The 16,713-nt window shown below is 45.8% G+C and carries 16 protein-coding genes and 1 pseudogene; 2 read left to right on the forward strand and 15 right to left on the reverse strand.

Annotated features, from left to right (window positions below; translation table 11 throughout):
• The 15 genes and pseudogenes from R8O70_RS07100 to R8O70_RS07170 all read right to left on the reverse strand — a co-directional run.
• Window positions 1–326: pseudogene (locus R8O70_RS07100) on the reverse strand (flagellin); the annotation flags it as partial.
• A gap of 506 nt (window positions 327–832) precedes the next feature.
• Complete coding sequence (locus tag R8O70_RS07105; protein WP_005382038.1) at window positions 833–1,987, reverse strand: flagellin; 1,155 nt, start codon at window positions 1,985–1,987, stop codon at window positions 833–835.
• A gap of 427 nt (window positions 1,988–2,414) precedes the next feature.
• Window positions 2,415–3,608 carry a flagellar hook-associated protein FlgL gene (gene flgL / locus R8O70_RS07110; RefSeq protein ID WP_017634832.1) on the reverse strand — a complete coding sequence of 398 codons (1,194 nt, stop codon included), beginning with the start codon at window positions 3,606–3,608 and terminating at the stop codon, window positions 2,415–2,417.
• 13 nt (window positions 3,609–3,621) lie between these two features.
• Complete coding sequence (gene flgK / locus R8O70_RS07115; RefSeq protein ID WP_258623748.1) at window positions 3,622–5,562, reverse strand: flagellar hook-associated protein FlgK; 1,941 nt, start codon at window positions 5,560–5,562, stop codon at window positions 3,622–3,624.
• Between the two features lie 160 nt (window positions 5,563–5,722).
• Complete coding sequence (gene flgJ / locus R8O70_RS07120) at window positions 5,723–6,649, reverse strand: flagellar assembly peptidoglycan hydrolase FlgJ (RefSeq protein ID WP_053807678.1); 927 nt, start codon at window positions 6,647–6,649, stop codon at window positions 5,723–5,725.
• Between the two features lie 16 nt (window positions 6,650–6,665).
• Window positions 6,666–7,757 carry a flagellar basal body P-ring protein FlgI gene (locus R8O70_RS07125; protein WP_005393118.1) on the reverse strand — a complete coding sequence of 364 codons (1,092 nt, stop codon included), beginning with the start codon at window positions 7,755–7,757 and terminating at the stop codon, window positions 6,666–6,668.
• A 43-nt stretch (window positions 7,758–7,800) separates the two neighbouring features.
• Window positions 7,801–8,580: a flagellar basal body L-ring protein FlgH gene (gene flgH, locus R8O70_RS07130; protein ID WP_005382033.1), complete on the reverse strand. Its 780-nt coding sequence runs from the start codon at window positions 8,578–8,580 to the stop codon at window positions 7,801–7,803.
• A gap of 30 nt (window positions 8,581–8,610) precedes the next feature.
• Complete coding sequence (gene flgG / locus R8O70_RS07135) at window positions 8,611–9,399, reverse strand: flagellar basal-body rod protein FlgG (RefSeq protein WP_005382032.1); 789 nt, start codon at window positions 9,397–9,399, stop codon at window positions 8,611–8,613.
• A gap of 18 nt (window positions 9,400–9,417) precedes the next feature.
• On the reverse strand, window positions 9,418–10,167 hold the full coding sequence (flgF, locus tag R8O70_RS07140; RefSeq protein WP_005382031.1) for a flagellar basal-body rod protein FlgF: 750 nt from the start codon (window positions 10,165–10,167) through the stop codon (window positions 9,418–9,420).
• A gap of 331 nt (window positions 10,168–10,498) precedes the next feature.
• Window positions 10,499–11,812, reverse strand: a complete 1,314-nt coding sequence (gene flgE / locus R8O70_RS07145) for a flagellar hook protein FlgE (protein WP_005382030.1) — start codon at window positions 11,810–11,812, stop codon at window positions 10,499–10,501.
• A gap of 30 nt (window positions 11,813–11,842) precedes the next feature.
• Complete coding sequence (gene flgD / locus R8O70_RS07150; RefSeq protein WP_005382029.1) at window positions 11,843–12,553, reverse strand: flagellar hook assembly protein FlgD; 711 nt, start codon at window positions 12,551–12,553, stop codon at window positions 11,843–11,845.
• A gap of 17 nt (window positions 12,554–12,570) precedes the next feature.
• On the reverse strand, window positions 12,571–12,984 hold the full coding sequence (gene flgC, locus R8O70_RS07155) for a flagellar basal body rod protein FlgC (protein WP_005393132.1): 414 nt from the start codon (window positions 12,982–12,984) through the stop codon (window positions 12,571–12,573).
• A gap of 5 nt (window positions 12,985–12,989) precedes the next feature.
• Window positions 12,990–13,385, reverse strand: a complete 396-nt coding sequence (gene flgB / locus R8O70_RS07160; RefSeq protein WP_005382026.1) for a flagellar basal body rod protein FlgB — start codon at window positions 13,383–13,385, stop codon at window positions 12,990–12,992.
• 303 nt (window positions 13,386–13,688) lie between these two features.
• Window positions 13,689–14,516, reverse strand: coding sequence for a CheR family methyltransferase (locus tag R8O70_RS07165; RefSeq protein WP_005382024.1), 828 nt, complete (start codon window positions 14,514–14,516; stop codon window positions 13,689–13,691).
• 11 nt (window positions 14,517–14,527) lie between these two features.
• Window positions 14,528–15,454, reverse strand: coding sequence for a chemotaxis protein CheV (locus tag R8O70_RS07170; RefSeq protein ID WP_005382022.1), 927 nt, complete (start codon window positions 15,452–15,454; stop codon window positions 14,528–14,530).
• Window positions 15,455–15,530: 76 nt separating this feature from the next.
• Between R8O70_RS07170 and flgA the strand changes: the two genes are divergently transcribed.
• Together flgA and flgM are read left to right on the forward strand one after the other, a co-directional pair.
• Window positions 15,531–16,277, forward strand: coding sequence for a flagellar basal body P-ring formation chaperone FlgA (gene flgA / locus R8O70_RS07175; RefSeq protein WP_005382020.1), 747 nt, complete (start codon window positions 15,531–15,533; stop codon window positions 16,275–16,277).
• A gap of 116 nt (window positions 16,278–16,393) precedes the next feature.
• Complete coding sequence (flgM, locus tag R8O70_RS07180; RefSeq protein ID WP_005382018.1) at window positions 16,394–16,708, forward strand: flagellar biosynthesis anti-sigma factor FlgM; 315 nt, start codon at window positions 16,394–16,396, stop codon at window positions 16,706–16,708.
• The last annotated feature ends 5 nt before the right edge of the window (window positions 16,709–16,713 follow it).

The following is a 16,713-nucleotide window of genomic DNA, read 5'->3' on the forward strand; positions in this document are numbered from 1 at the left end:
CGTTCTGCTTTCGAGTTTGAACCGTTTGCTGATTGTAGAGACAAATCACGCATACGTTGAAGAATGTTAGTGGTCTCGTTCATTGCACCTTCAGCAGTTTGTGCAATCGAGATACCGTCGTTCGCGTTACGAACAGCCACATCCAGGCCACGGCTTTGTACGTTCAAGCGGTTCGAGATTTGAAGACCCGCAGCGTCGTCTTTCGCGCTGTTGATTTTGAAACCTGAAGACAAACGTTCCATAGAAGTTTGTTGTGCTGAGTTTGCGTTGTTTAGGTAACGCTGAGCGGTCATCGCTGATACGTTTGTGTTTACATTCACTGCCATGGTGATTTCTCCAATTGATTTTCCGATGTAGCGGTTTCCGACGTCTCGGAAAACCAAGTAGTTCTCTCAAAGTTACCTCTATTAACGACACCAAATTCAGAAGCTTTAGAAAAAAGTTTAAAAAAATAACATTGCGAGATTTAGCTAATAAAATTGAAGAAAAGTAAGAAAAAGTGCTCAAGTTTCCACAAATCGAGCCGAGAGGGCCAAATTGTATAGAAAACCAGCGAAAGGAAACAATTGAAGATAAGTTCGCAGACGATAGACGTAAGAATTAGAAAAGAAAAAGCCCCTTTTCCTTTGAGAGAACTGGGGCTAGGTTGGTCGCCAGAGCCTATGTGGAGATCAAGAGAAATGAACACATTTCCGGCATACCGAGTGCAACTTTACATTGAAAATGATTGGCAGGTGAGAGATGAGAGAGCCGCTCATTCTATTGTAAAGTTGCTTGCCAAAAGCCTGCATTCCCATCCACGTCTGAATGTATTGAGCACAGGCTAAGTAAACTACTGCAATAGTGACATTGCAGAGTTTGGCAACTGTTTCGCTTGAGCAAGAATAGATGTTCCTGCTTGTTGCAAAATTTGTGCTTTGGTCATTTGCGTGGTTTCTTTCGCAAAATCTGTATCTTTAATTCGGCTGTTCGATGCGTCAACGTTTTCTTGGATATTCGCCAAGTTGTTGATGCTGTGACTCAAACGGTTTTGCTTCGCACCTAAGTCTGCACGTTGCGAGTCTACGTATTTCAGTGCCGAATCCAGCACAGAAATCGCGTTTTGAGAACCTTGTACCGTGGTCATATCAATATCTTGTACTGACGTTCTGATAGGTTCATCACTCAGGCCAAGCTCAGATGCTAATCCACCAGAAATAGAAATCTCACCCTGAACGTTTGGATGCGCGACAAAAACTTGCAACTTGCCATCTTCACTTACAGACGCATTAATCATATCAGACTGACCATTAATGTAAGTGGCAAGCTCTTCGATGTCGTCGCCCGCTTTGGCATTAATGTTGATTTCTAGATCATCAACATTGCCGTCTTCGTCTTCACCCATACCTGGTAGCGTGATCTTCAAGTCAGATTTAGCTGGGTCAACACTCCAGTTTTTATCTTTACCGTTCTCAGATAAGAAGGTCACACCGCCCATGCGAGTATCGTCCGCACGAATGCTGGTGAGTCCCATGATCATGGCTTCACCTGAGCTCGCACCAATCTGGAATGCTGCTTCACCGAATGAGCCGTTCAATAGACGACGACCACCAAATGAAGTGGTTTCTGCAATACGGTTTAGCTCGTCAATCAATGCCATTGACTCTTCGTTGATCGCCTGACGCTCAGCTGGAGAGTTAGTACCGTTCGATGATTGAATCGCAAGGTCACGCATTCGTTGCATGACAGAGGTTGCCTCATTCATCGCACCTTCAGCGGTTTGTGCAATCGAGATACCATCGTTCGCGTTACGCATTGCGACATCTAGGCCACGAGACTGTGCAGTTAAGCGGTTAGAGATCTGTAGACCTGCCGCATCATCTTTTGCACTGTTAATCTTATGTCCTGAAGATAAGCGCTCCATCGACGTGTTTAATTCATCAGTCGCTTTGTTTAGGTAACGCTGCGCGGTCATCGCGGAGACGTTAGTACTAACTGTTACAGCCATTTTGCTCTCCTGTTGAGTTCGCAAGCTTTTGCGAAGCGGCCAGCTTTACTCTCATTTGGATAAGCACTGACCGTAAAAGTTACTTGCTAAATCTGCCTTAAACGCAGGGTTTAGAATCTCTAAATCTGTTCTGATATTTTCAATACAATTTGTGTGCCAACTTTCGTAAATTATTTAACCACTTTTAAAAGAATCAAATAAACAATAAGTTAGCTTTATCACTAAGCTATTTCCGGTTTGTCAGACTCATCTTAGCCCAAGGGTATTGAACGCTGCCCTGTTGCCGCCCGACTTGCCTCCCGCATCATTGCCGCTTTGGGTAAAATCGTGCCGCATGACATCTCAGACTCTCAGGTTACGTCGACTTAGCGCGCTTAAGGCTTTGCACATAAGGCATCAAAATCAGACAATGTGTATGAGTGTCATACTAGATGTAGTTAAACAACGTTAGATCTTTGGTCTTACCGAATGCTTGTTGCGATGCCTGTAACGCTCGCGAGTTTTCACTGAACTCGATCACGGCTTTGGAGTAATCCAAGTCCTCAAAGTTGCTCTTCGCTTTTGCCAGAGACAAATTAAAGTCTTCATGATTTTGCTCTTGGATATCCAGCGTACTCAATCGAGCACCGGCATCTGTACGCGCTTTATTCAAATGGATAAAAGCAGCGTGGAATTCTTCTGTCATTTGGTGCAATTTAGCAGTCGCCGACGTATCCGAAACCGATTTGTCTGACCATGCCATTGCATCCTTGAAGGTATCGAAAATGCTGAACTCTGCCCGCTTTTCGATCTCAATGCTGTCACCAGGCGTAATTTGGCCTTTTACGTGCACTTTCAGGCCTTTGTATTCAATCCCTTTCTCTGGAGAAAACTCATCGGCATCCACTACTTTGCCGTTACGCTCTAATTGGTAACCAAATTTGCCGTTATTCATATCGACAAATGTCACGCGATACGCCGCATCATCCTTCGTATCAACGTTAGTGGCTTTGTTTAGCAACAGCTCAGAGCCGTTTTGTAGATCGTAATTCGGCTGATAATCGCCAAATGGGTTTGGTATCTCCATAAACAGCTTGCTGCCAGGATCGTTCATTGGCATCTCAAGCATGCTAGAAACTTTCATTTTGCGCTGATAATCGTCCCCAGCGTATTGCACGCTACCATCTTTATCGCGATAAAATGGTTGGCTTTTTGGCTTAGTGCCAGCAAACACGTAGTTACCAGATTCATCTTGCGAGTTCACCAAGTTAAGGAAGTTGTTCGCAATCTCTTCTAACTCACGCTTCTTTGCTTGTCGGTCTTCAGCAGAAAAGGCACCGTTAATCATCTCCATCGTTAAGCGCTTCGACTCGTCGGCAAAATTCTCCGCATTGGCGATATTAACTTCGTGGTTTTCTAGACGATTACGTACCAACACTATCGAGCTAAGATATTGTTGTAGCTGTTCTTGTTGCTGACTAATGTTTTGGATGTAATGCGCAGCGAGGGGGTCGTCACTAGGTTTCAGTAACTTTTTTCCTGAAGCAAGCTGCTCTTGGTTGTGGTGAACCTTATTCTCTTGACGACGCAGATCATTTTGTACGGACTGATAGTTATGGAAACTAGAAATTCGGGTTAGCACTTATCTCTTCTCCTTACCTCAGTTGTAAAATGGTATTGAAGGTATCATTCGCCGCTTGCATCACACGTGATGAAGCCATGTACGCTTGTTGAAACTTCATCATGTTGGCCGCTTCTTCATCGAGGTTAACACCAGAAATAGAAGCAACGCGCTCTTGCGCCGCTTCATGCTCTAAACGAGCGACGGAGGCTAAACGGTTTGCTGTAGAAGACTTCAGTCCAACTTCAGTATTGAGGTTATGATAAACATCGATCAAGGTACTGGATTTTCCATCCATCATCTTGTCTGTTTGGATCTTCTGCATTTTTCTCAAGTTGCCGTTACCACCTTCAGAAGGCACCAAGTTTGCGGTGAATTTATCATTCATCAGAGCGCCTTCGCTCAACTCAAACACGGTTGCATCGCCGTTTCTATACAGCGGATGGCTTTTCGGCACTGATATTTCAATCATCGGGTTATCTTTATCTAACGGGTATGAGTATTTGTCCGATAGTAAATTACCCTTGTTATCCGTGATCTTTAACCACGGCTTATCATGCTTCTCATCGGCTGGTTGTACGGTAACCTCAAACTCTTTAACATCCCCCGCCTCACGAATTTTAAACTTGGCGTTACCTTGGGCAAAAGTGGTTGAGGCTTCATAACTTTGTGCGGCAATAGCTTTTGCGTCATTGGTTTCCATCTTTATGATGGCTGCACCACTTCTCGTTGGGCGGAGCAATACGCGCTCACCGGCGGCAAGGCCTTCACCAATTTGCACTTTCATACCATCCAGAACAAACGACGAATCCGAACGGTCGATGTTCAACGACATTTGCTCACCTTTCGGTGTTGTCACGCTGTATTGGTCGCCATCATAACGCAGCGAATATTCACCACCTTTGATCGCGGAAATGTCCTCGATGTAAACCGCAACATCAGCTTGTGAGTCAGGCGCAGCAAAAACTCGAGATTTTGCCACCAGCTCAGAGTTCACGTCGGTAAATACGTCTTTACCTATCTTGCCGTTGAGATCCAGACCTTGAGATTGCAGCTGATTAATTTTGTAGGAGAAACCCGTCGCTAAACGGCCCATTTCATCTTGCAGTTGTGGAATGTGTTTGTCGCGCATTTCAAGCAAAGCGCCGATTTTGCCATCCATGTCGTCAGACTTGATCGCTTTAATGCCATCCCCTTCCACCATTGCTAAGCGTCTTTGATGAACATCCGGATAGCCATCGATCATTTTGAGCTGGCTTGCTTCCGTGCCAGAAACAAGAGTGTGTCCATTGCCGATATGAACATTAAACCCTTCCGCATTTTTGCGTGGGGTTACGGTAACTTTGGTGTACTCTGACAGCTCAGTAACCAGCTTTTCATGCTGATCCATCAGGTCATTATGTGGACCGGGAGTACGCATCATCAGTCGATGAATATCGCGAATTTCCAACGCAAGTTGATTAACGCGCTCAATGCCCATATCCAATTTTTTATTGGTGACATCAGATTGCAGTCGCACGGTTTCGTGGAAATCATTTAATGTATCAGAGAAGATTTTCGCCTTTTCCAATACCACTTTTCGTGCCCCTAAATCGTTCGGGGTATCTGCCATGGTTTTTACCGCATCGAACCACTCATTCAGGTTCTCGGGAATTTTCTTCGATGCCACAGAGCTCAACATGCTAGAAAGCATATCAAGATTATCTTGGGTATCCGTTTTGTTGGCATTGTTGGTCGACGACAGGTTCAGTTCATTCACGGCAAACTGATCCCACGAGCGGCGAACATTTTCCACATGCACACCCATGCCGTAGGTAGAACCACCGAACATGCGCGGATCATTCGTGCCTTGGATAACAGACTGACGGCTATAACCCTCTGTATTAACATTAGAAATGTTATGACCAGTGGTGTTTAATTGTCTCTGAGCAGTAAGCACACTTTGAGTACCTACATTCAGAAGATCTGACGCCATACATGCCCCCAAAAACGAAATATAAATCGGCAAAACCGATCACCTAGACACATTAAAAGCAAAAGATGTGCCAAGTGATAGAAAGGCGTAGATGTTCAGATAAAGTGAAGGCTTGCACTATGGCAAGCCTTCGAGAACGTCATAAATTGTCGCAGAGACATTACATACTTTCGATTTTATCCTTCACCTGCAGGACTTTATCTGCGTAATTCGGATCGGTCGCGTAACCCGCACTGTGGATACCGCGAATAAACGACTCTGAATTCCCGCGTTGCTGCAATGCTGTATCGTAACGTGGGTTGTCATTCAAAAATCGTACAAAGTCATTAAAGCTGTCTTCGTAACTTGAGTAGGAGCGAAACGCTGCCGTCTCTTTCACTGGCGTGTTATCGTGGAACTCTAAAGTTTGAGTCGTCACTTTGTCACCCTGCCAGCTTCGATCTGCTTTGATATTAAATAAGTTGTTGCTGCTGCCACGCGCGTTCTTCACGACCTTTTGTCCCCACCCCGTTTCCAAAGCGGCTTGCGCAAGTAGCAAAGATGGCTCGACACCTAGGGCTTTCGCAGCTTTCTCCGCGTATGGCTTCATCGAGTTAACAAAGGATTCTGGTGAATCGAATCGAGTGGGTTCATTGCTTGGTCGAGATAGTTGACCAGATTCAATCAAGCGCTGTTCAATCTCGCGCGCTTTTTTCGGGTCAACACGACGATATTCCGCAGCATTGTTTGCCGCATCACGCATAGCCGTTTCTTTTTTGTCGTTCCCTTGCCCAGCCGTTAATTGCTTAACAATCATATCGGCCAGTCCCATTGAACCAGACGAACTCAATTCACTCGCCATCTGTTCATCCAACATTTGTCGGTAGAACTTCTCGTTTTGGCTGTTCATCATGTTGGACTCAAAGCCCTCATTGGCTTCACGCATGGATTTCAACATCATGGAGGTGAAGATCGATTCGAACTGACGAGCAGCCGCATGCAATGCTTCTTGCTCGCCATCTTTTCCCTCTTTCACTGCTTTTTGACGCAGAGTGTCCAGAGAACTGATGTCATGGATAAAACCAATGTCGTTAGGATTGTTCATTATACCTACCTCCTAACCATTAAATGATGATCAACTGGCCTTCAATGGCACCAGCTTGCTTCAATGCTTGTAAAATTGCCATCAAGTCCGAAGGCGCAGCCCCGACTTGGTTCACGGCACGGACCAAATCATCCAACGTTAAGCCTGGTTCGAACTTAAACATTTTGCCTTGCTCTTCGCTGACTTCGATATCCGAGTCTGGTACGACTACGGTTTGCCCACCAGAAAAGCCGTTAGGTTGGCTAACATTCAGGTTTTCTTTGATCGCAACCGTCATGCCGCCATGCGTTACTGCTGCTGGTTTAAGACGTACATGCTTACCAACTACAATGGTGCCCGTGCGAGAGTTAACGATGATTTTGGCTGCACCATCTGCTGGGTCAAACTCTAGGTTTTCGATTGCCGATAAGAACGCAACACGCTGGCTGACGTCACGAGGAGCACGCACGCGCACTGATGTCGCGTCAACAGCGCTCGCCATTTGTGGGCCGAGGAAGTTGTTTACAGCATCCGCCATACGTTGAGCCGTTGTGAAGTCTGACTCAAGCAAGTTGAACGTGATGTAATCACCACGACCAAATGGGTTTGGAATTTCTCGCTCTACTGTCGCACCACTAGAGATAAGACCAACGGTTGGATTGTTACCTACGATTTTAGAACCGTCAGCGCCTTCAGCACTGAAGCCGCTCACTACTAAGTTACCTTGAGCCACCGCGTAAACTTGACCGTCGAGACCTTTGAGGAACGTTTGTAGCAAGGTGCCACCACGCAAACTTTTAGCACTTCCGATGGAAGAGACAGTCACGTCCACTTGCTGACCCGGTTTAGAGAAAGGCGGCAATTCTGCCGTAACCATGACTGCGGCAACGTTTTTAATTTTTGGCTTTGTGCCTGGCGGCATTTGAATGCCGAAGTTTTGCAGCATGGCGGCGAAACTTTGCTCTGTAAACGGGTTCGCTTCACCCGTACCAGGTAAGCCTGAAACCAAACCATAACCCACGAGTTGGTTGCTTCGTACACCTGCCACTTGCGCGACGTCTTTGATACGTGCGGCTTGGGCTACGGTAGAAAACAGAGCAACGCTCATCAGTACTAAAAGGAGTTTTTTCATGCTTACTTATCTCTTGCAGTCAAATTGCCGTCAGCACGGCGTGTTATAGCGCTACATTAAAGAATCGTGCCAAGAAGCCTGGCTCTTGCATATCTTGTTGCAAACCAGTCCCTGAGTATTGAATTCTTGCGTTAGAAACGCGATTTGATGCAATGGTGTTGTCGAAATTAATATCATCCGGACGAATAGTGCCACTTAAACGTATGTACTCATCACCCGTATTTAGCGTCATCCACTTCTCACCGCGGATCACGAGGTTGCCGTTTGCCAGTACTTCGATCACCTCAACAGTGATGTAACCACTGATGCTGTTGCTCTGCTTTGCAGAAGAGTCACCTGCAAATGAGTTGGAGTTGTTTAAGTCATAAGAGAAATTATATTTTCCGCCAATTTGCAGCTCTTCTCCGCCCACTTGAAGCGGGTCCATTTGCGCTTCATTGGTTTTCGATAAATCGGCATTTGCGCTTTTCGTCGCACTGGTTGTCTCATCCAGTGTTACGGTAATAATATCGCCAATACCACGTGGTTTAGAATCGTCGTATAGGTCGGTAATGTGCTCGGCGCTAAACAACGAACCTGTTGCAGCAGCGTAATGCTCAGGCTTGTTTTTCGGATGAATTGGAGCCCAAGCAGGGTCGCCAGCAACCGGATCACTTCTACCACGTAAAGTATCTACAATACCGCTGCTCTCTTCTTTCGATTTATCGCCTTCTACTGCGTCGACCACAGTGGTTGCTTGTGTCACTTCATCCGTTTCAATCGGTTCCAACATGGCACAGCCCGACATCGTAGCAATCAAAGCGAGTAGGCAAATACGTTTCATCGTGAGCTCCTCAAATCTTGCTCTTAATCGTTACAATTGCTGGTTAACGAAGCTCATCATCTTATCGACTGACGAGATCACTTTTGAATTCATTTCGTAAACGCGCTGGGCTTCGATCATGTTGACCAACTCTTCTGTTACATTCACGTTGGACGCTTCCAGCATGGATTGACGAATTTCCCCCAAACCGTCCAAACCAGGAACACCCTCTTGTGGATCGCCACTGGCACCCGTTGGTAAGTAAAGGTTCTGACCAATTGGCTCTAGGCCGCCCGGGTTAACAAAGTCTGTAATGGTTAGCTGACCAACGACTTGGTTGTCTTGCTGACCTCGGACGCGAACCGACACTTCACCATCCGTACCGACAGTAATAGAAATCGCATCTTCTGGAATCACAATTTCAGGCTCTACAGGGTAGCCAGAACCCGACGTGACTAACGTGCCTTCACCATTGAGCGTGAACTGACCGTTACGGGTATAACCGATGTTGCCGTCCGGCAATGTCACTTGGAAAAAACCGTCGCCTTCCACCATCATGTCCAGTGCGTTGGTCGTTGTCTGCGCATTGCCGTGCGTGTGCACTTTTTGCGTCGCAACCACTTTAGAACCCGCACCTAGCATCAAGCCACTTGGCAGTTCAGTGTTCTGAGATGACTGGCCGCCAGGTTGGTTGATGTTCTGATAGAACAAATCTTCGAATACTGCACGGCTCTTTTTGTAGCCGACAGTAGAAGCGTTCGCCAAGTTGTTCGAAATCGTGGCAATGTTGGTTTGTTGGGCGTCTAGACCTGTTTTACTTACCCATAGTGCTGGATGCATAGTGAACCTCTAACTCTGTTAACTCATACGAAGCAGTGAATCTGAAGATTTATCCATTTCTTCAGCTGTGCTCATCATCTTGACTTGCATTTCAAACTGACGTTGTAAGTCAATCAATGCGGTCATTTCACCTACGGCATTCACGTTACTGCCTTCTATCGCTCCCGTCTGGAGACTAACAGTCGCGTCTGCTTCGTAAGGTTGGTTTGGAGTTTTATGGCGAAATAAGCCATTGGTGTCTTTAAACAAGCTTTGATCATTAGGCTTAACGAGCTTAATGCGATCAACCGCTTGGAATTCTTCTGCCGGGGCACCTTGAGGAAGTACAGAGATGGTGCCATCCCGACCGATTTCAATTTTGGAGAGAGGGATAGGCAAAGTAATCGGCGCGTCGTTTTCACCCAGCACCAAATGACCACTTGCGTTGGTAAGCATGCCATTTTGATCGACTTTTAGGTTGCCGTTACGGGTCAACCCTTCTTTCCCTGTATGATCGAGTACCGATATCCAACCGCTGCCTTCAATCGTCACATCCAGATCACGCCCTGTTGTAATCACGCTACCTTGAGCAAAGTTATGCCCTGGACGCTCTGTCATGCTGAATACACGTGAAGGATGGCCTTCACCATAAGCCTGCATTGAGCGAGCCTGTGCTAAATCAGCCCGAAATCCGGTCGTGCTTACGTTAGCCAAGTTATTAGCGCGCAATTGTAGTGCCTGCATATTTTGCTTGGCGCCACTCATTGCGAGAAACAGTGCGCGATCCATAAATTACTCCAAAAAATCTCTCTGTACACGGAGTAAAAAGCAATAGTTATGCCAAAACAAAAATAGACTTATCAATCAATACTTTGAATTAAAAATCAACAATGAAAAGAGGTCAATAGAGGCAGAAAACTGTAACGAGAGGCAAGGTTTTGATCCATACGGCGGCAACAGCGGCAAATCGTAGATCAAAGCATGCTTAGCCTGAGTGAGGTGTATTCAGGCTAAGCATCAGATGAATGTCATGATGAAAATGAACAAAGCGGTAATTACTAAGAAGCAATCACACGCCATTGCTTACTCAAGCAGAGTATCGAATGACCCAGCTAGTGCTCTAGCGGATCTGTAAGATATTCTGTTGTAGTTGGTTGTGTACTTCTAGCGAACGTGAGTTTGCTTGGAAGTTACGCTGAGCAGAGATCAGGTCCACCAACTCCTGCGTCATATCAATGTTTGACTGTTCCAGCATACCGTTATTGATGGTGCCGAAAGAGCCTTTATTTGATTCACCCCAGATCTTGTCACCAGAGAACTGCGTTGAATCCCATTGAGTGCCGCCTTTCTTATCCAGACCTTGCTCGTTTGGAACACGTACGAGAGCAACACGACCCAATGTAACGTTTTCACCGTTTGAGTAAGTTCCCAATACGCTGCCGTTTTCATCGAAGTCAACTTTGGTTAGGAAGCCCGTCGTTGCACCGTCTTCGTCAAACTTAGTCAGTTCGAACGGAGCCGCAAACTGTGTTGCTGAGCCTAAGCCGAAGTTAAGCGTCTGCGCAGGATCGGCACCATTCATATCGACTGGTGTCGTGTTCGTCGCCGGATCGCCCAGAGCCACAGAAGTGATTGGCTGACCATTGTTCAAGCTCGCCAACGTACCATCGTTGTTGAACTTCATGGTATGCCCCACATGACCTGTTGGCGTTTGCGCATCACCAGCCGCAACATTTAAAGGCTTTTCACCTTCTTTATCTGTCACGGTGTAGTAAGTGTTCCATGTATTTGGCTGAGTCTGATCTTTCAAGTAATACGTCGTTAGCTTGTAAGACTGACCCATCGAGTCATAAATTGTCGAAGAGGTTGAACGGTTGTATGTATCTGGGTCTGAAAAATCAAACTGCGTTGGATCTTTCAAATCGCCGTTCGCTGGCAAGTTCACACCCACTTCAATGTTTGCTGTTTGTTTTGGCTTACCAAATTCAGCAGGAATATTGATGGGTTGTGGCTCGTATGAAGAAACCTCACCAGAGCTTGGATCCACTTGGTAACCTAATAAGAACTCATCGTTCGCGGTCACCATGTAGTTTTCTTTATTTAAATGGAATGCACCATTACGTGTCAGTTCATTCTGTTGTGGAGTCAGACGCTCCTTCGCCACGGCGAAGAAACCTGTCCCCGAAACACGCAGATCCATTGGGTTGTTGGTGTAAATGCTTGAGCCTTCATGGAACTGCTGCGCCACTTGGCTTGCTTGCGCACCACCACCCGGCGTGGTTTTTGCGTTAGTAAATAAAGAGTTAGAGTAAACATCAGCAAACTCAGCACGGGATTCTTTAAAGCCGTACGTGTTGGCGTTCGCAATGTTGTTACTGGTGGTGTTCAAATCCAGTTGGGCGGCGGACAAACCGCTTAAAGATACATATGACATTCCAAAATCTCCTAATCTAGCGAGCTATGACTACGCTTTGCCGACTTCCAATACTTCTGCAAGTCGAACTGGCGATTCAAAACCAGCCAGATTGAGTAATACGTTTCCGTCACCTTTGCCAAGCAATACGCTGTTTACGTTGGCATACGTCGATACTGGGAACTCTTGCGACTCCCCTTCAACTAAGCCAGACGCTTTCACTTTGTATTTGCCAGCTGGCAGTGGATTTCCGCTTTCATCTTTACCGTCCCAAAGCACACGCGTGTCGCCGGCTGGTTTCGCCCCTACCTCAAAGGTACGAACCAGTTGGCCAGCTTCATCCTCTACACGAACAAACAGATTATCGATAGATTGTGAAAGCTTAACCATTGCCGCCATTGGTGCGTCGTCCTGCTTCACACCTGCTGCTCCTGGGACCAATACGTCACGCCCTACCAAAGAGGAAGCTTGTAACGCTTGATTTGATGTCATTGACGAATTCAAACTCTCAAACTGAGTGTTCATCTTGCCAATGCCATCAACGGTCGCAAATGAAGCCATTTGCGCAATCATCTGGTCATTACTTACCGGCTTAAAAGGGTCTTGCTGAGACAGTTGCTTCGTGAGTAATGATAAGAAGTCTTCCTGTTTTAGGTCCTGCTTACCCGTGCTCTCTTCCGCTTTCTTGTTACTCTCTTGTAGACTTTTAAGCTGGTCGATATAGGACAAGCCGCTTTGACCAACGTTGTTAATTCCGGCCATACGCTACCCCCTTATCCTTATTGACCCATCTGCAGCGTACGCAGCAGCATTTGTTTACTAGAATCAGCGACCTGTACATTAGTTTGGTATGCACGAGAAGCTGAAATCATGTTTGCCATTTCTTCCATTACATTGACGTTAGGCTTGTAAATGTAGCCTTCTTCGTTTGCAAGGGGATGGTCTGGGTTGTACTCCGCACTCAGCGGTTTATCACTTTCTACAATACCCATCACTTTCACTGGCACCGTATCACCGCCACGCATGGCGTTACTTAACTCTGCACCAAACACGGCATGACGCGCTTTGTAAGTGTCTTTCGCAGAGCTGCTGACACTGTCGGCGTTCGCCAAGTTGCTTGAGGTAGTATTCAGACGAACGGATTCAGCGCTCATTGCGGAACCTGTCACATTGAAAACGTTAAATAAGCTCATCTAAATTATTCCCCTTTGATTGCTTTGGTTAAGTTCTTGAATTTGCTGCCTAGAAAGTCGAGTGATGCTTGGTGTCTGATTTGGTTTTGCATAAACAAGTTACGCTCTAAATCCAAGTCTACCGTGTTGCCATCTCCCGTATCTGGTTGCGTAGGAAGACGATATAACTTGTCCCCAACCAACGTCGTAGTGGCAGGAATATGCCGACCATCTGTGCGACTAAGACCAATGCTTGCCCCAGATGTTGCCGCTTGCAATTCCTTCGCAAAGTCTAAACCTCTTGCTTTGTAACCAGGCGTGTTTGCTTGTGCGATGTTGGTGGAAATCACCTCTGCATTGCGCTCACGTACGCCCACCGTGTGCTGGTGGATGCCTAGTGCATTGTCAAAAGATATAGCCATGTTTGCCTCTACAATTAAGAACTGACCGTGATTGATAACCAAAAAGCAATTAGCATGCCAAAACCTAAAGCATTACACCAACCTAGTGGTTACCGTGAATTGAAATAGCAATAAGTGAGCCAAAGTAACTGGAATGTCATGTCGTATCACTTTGCTCACTTAATAAAGATACACCGTGTTGAGGGCACAAGGCAAAAACGCGCTTCAACTAATTGAGTGATACATGAAGCGCTCGGCGCAGAAAGGTAACAAACAAAAAAGCCTGACACGAAGTCAGGCTTTTCTATCAATGAAGAGATACCGCTATTTAAGCTTGTAAATGATGCCCGGATTACAGCGCACCATTTCAAATTTATCAGTCAGACCAGTTAGCGACTCTGATGCCCCTAACAGCAAGTAGCCACCAGGGTTTAAACTGCTCGCCATTTGGTTAAGCACTTTAGATTTCATTTCTGGAGAAAAGTAAATCAATACGTTACGACAGAAAATGATGTCGAACTTACCCATCAGTGCGTAACTGTCCATCAAGTTTTGTGGACGAAAGTTCACCAAACGCTTGACGTTATCTTTGACTTTCATGCGACCACCGTCCGCATTTTCAAAGAAGGTGCGACGACGTTCTGGTGAAAGCCCGCGACCCAAAGCCAAGTTGTCGTACACCCCTGCACGACACATCTCGAGCATACTTGCCGAAATATCTGTGGCTGTAATGGACACGTTTGGTAACAAGCCCGGCTTGCGCTGTTGCGTTTCCAGGATCGTCATTGCAATAGAATACGGTTCTTGGCCCGATGAACTGGCAGCAGACCAGATCTTAATTGGGCGCTTGCTTGCCGCTACTTCTGGCAATAATTTGTCAGCTAAAACCGTGAACGGATAAGTATCTCGAAACCACAAGGTTTCGTTAGTCGTCATCGCATCCACAGCGGCGACTCGTAATTCTCGATTACGCCCTGTAACAACATCACGTAGCAAATCTGATAACGATGCGAGCTTAAACTTCGTCACTAAAGGACTCAGTCGGCTACGCACGAGGTATTGCTTGCTATCACCTAACACGATGCCACATTGCGATTCTAGAAAACGGCTAAAGTCACGATACTCTTGATCACTGATTGTAATAGCAGTCATTAATGTCTCTTTTATTGTGTTAATGCAGATTTAACCGCGTTACCCAACTCATCTGGGTTAAATTTCGCAATGAAGGTGTTGGCACCTACACGCTCAACCATAGCTTGGTTGAATACACCACTTAATGAAGAATGGAGGATAACATAAAGGTCTTTCAAATCGGCATGTCTGCGAATTTCAGCCGTTAAGGTATAGCCGTCCATTTCTGGCATTTCAATATCGGAAATAACCAACGAAATTTGATCGTAGATATTGCCTTCTTGAGCCATTTCAATCAACTTATTGTACGCTTCTTTGCCGTCTTTGACAGATACGACCTCAAAACCGATGGATGTAATCGCACGCTCTACCTGTTTACGCGCGACCGTCGAGTCATCAGCAATCAGTATACGGCGTACAATAGGCTTTTCTTGTTCTGCTTGTGCGATTTCTTCGCCAATAGCGGAATCCATAGTTTCATCAACTGGCGCAATTTCTGCCAGGATTTTTTCAACGTCAAGGATTTCAACCAGCTCATTGTCAATGTTTGTCACGGCAGTCAAGTAGTGCGCTTTACCTGCACCGTCTGGCGGTGGCAAAATCGCTTCCCAATGCATATTGATAATACGCTCAACCGATGATACCAAAAATGCTTGGATCGTACGGTTAAATTCTGCAATAACAACAAAACATTTATCTAAATCAGTGGTTGGGCGGCCACCAATTGCCAGGCTCAAATCAATAACGGACACGGTATGGCCGCGGATATGAGCGATACCTTTAACCAGAGGGTGTAGATTTGGCATTGAAGTCAGCTTAGGGCACTGTAGTACTTCTTTCACTTTGAATACGTTAATGCCGTAGCGCTGTCGGCCCATCAGTCGAAAGGTCAATAATTCCAATCGGTTCTGACCGACGAGTTGCGTACGCTGATTCACCGAGTCAAGAATCCCCGTCATATGCTCATCTCCATCTCAAACTTTTTGTTTTTAAATGATACTCTACCACTGGCAAGCACGATACCAGGGAGACAGTATGGCGTATTTCACTTTCACTTCGACACCATTGACTATGACAATATGTAGAGCGCTAATTACAAAGTACGCTAAGTCTATCGGCATTTTGCTCAGTATGTTTAGCTTTTTTGTTCATTCAGCTTCAGATAATCAGATCGAGCAAATAAAAACAGCAGCAGAACAACATATTCTTGCTACGGTTGATCAGCCTGATGGTGGCGAGCTATCTGTTAATGCGGCAGAGATCGACTCGAGAATAAAAGCAACGGATTGCCCTGTTCCGTTAGATACATCTGCCTCTTCCACCAGCAGCACGAGAAGTAACATCAATGTGTTAGTGGAATGCCAACCGGATGACTGGAAAGTCTATGTCCCTGTGAGGATCTCGGTATCAGTACCAATGATCGTCGCGACACGAACATTAGGGAGAGGAGAAATCGTCAGCGCATCGGATGTTACCACTTCCATGATCGAGCTACAGCGCTTTCGTAAAGATGGATTTTCTAGCTACGATCAAGTGGTTGGGGCAAAGCTAAAGCGTAATGTTCGTTTAGGCGATGTCGTAGAGAGAAATGATGTTTGTGTGGTATGCCGAAATGAAAAGGTCATTATCAAAGCGGTGAATTCTGGCATGACGATCACAACGCAAGGAACAGCATTGCAGGATGGTTCAGCTGGCGATCAAGTAAGAGTGAAAAATGATAAGTCACAACGTATAATAGAAGGCATAGTGACTGACATTGCGGAAATCACTGTTAATTTTTAATACCCACTGGTAGCGTGTTTAAACTGATCAATAAAAATGCAAAAAATGACTAAAGTTATTTTTGCGCTGGTCGATAGTCTGGATACCAGTATTACGATACAAGGCAAAGGTTAAACATGGCAGGTATAGATAATATACGTTCAGGGCAAATGATGACGACAACAAGTCGCGCACCTGCACGTAACGATTCCAATGCTACCAGCACGACAGAATCAAAAAAGGCGCCAGCGCAACAAGACGCAGTATCACTCAGCCAGCAAAGTAAAGCCGTCAGTAAACTCCAGAAGGATATGGCAGCTTCTCCGGCATATGACAGCGCCAAAGTTGCAGCAATCAAAGAAGCTATCACAAACGGTTCATACAAAGTCGATCCTGAAAAATTGGCTGACAACATGATTAAGTTTGAAAACGAATTGCAAGGCAAAAGCTAACTGAC

Source organism: Vibrio sp. 779(2023) (assembly GCF_033344285.1).
Taxonomy (GTDB): domain Bacteria; phylum Pseudomonadota; class Gammaproteobacteria; order Enterobacterales; family Vibrionaceae; genus Vibrio; species Vibrio alginolyticus.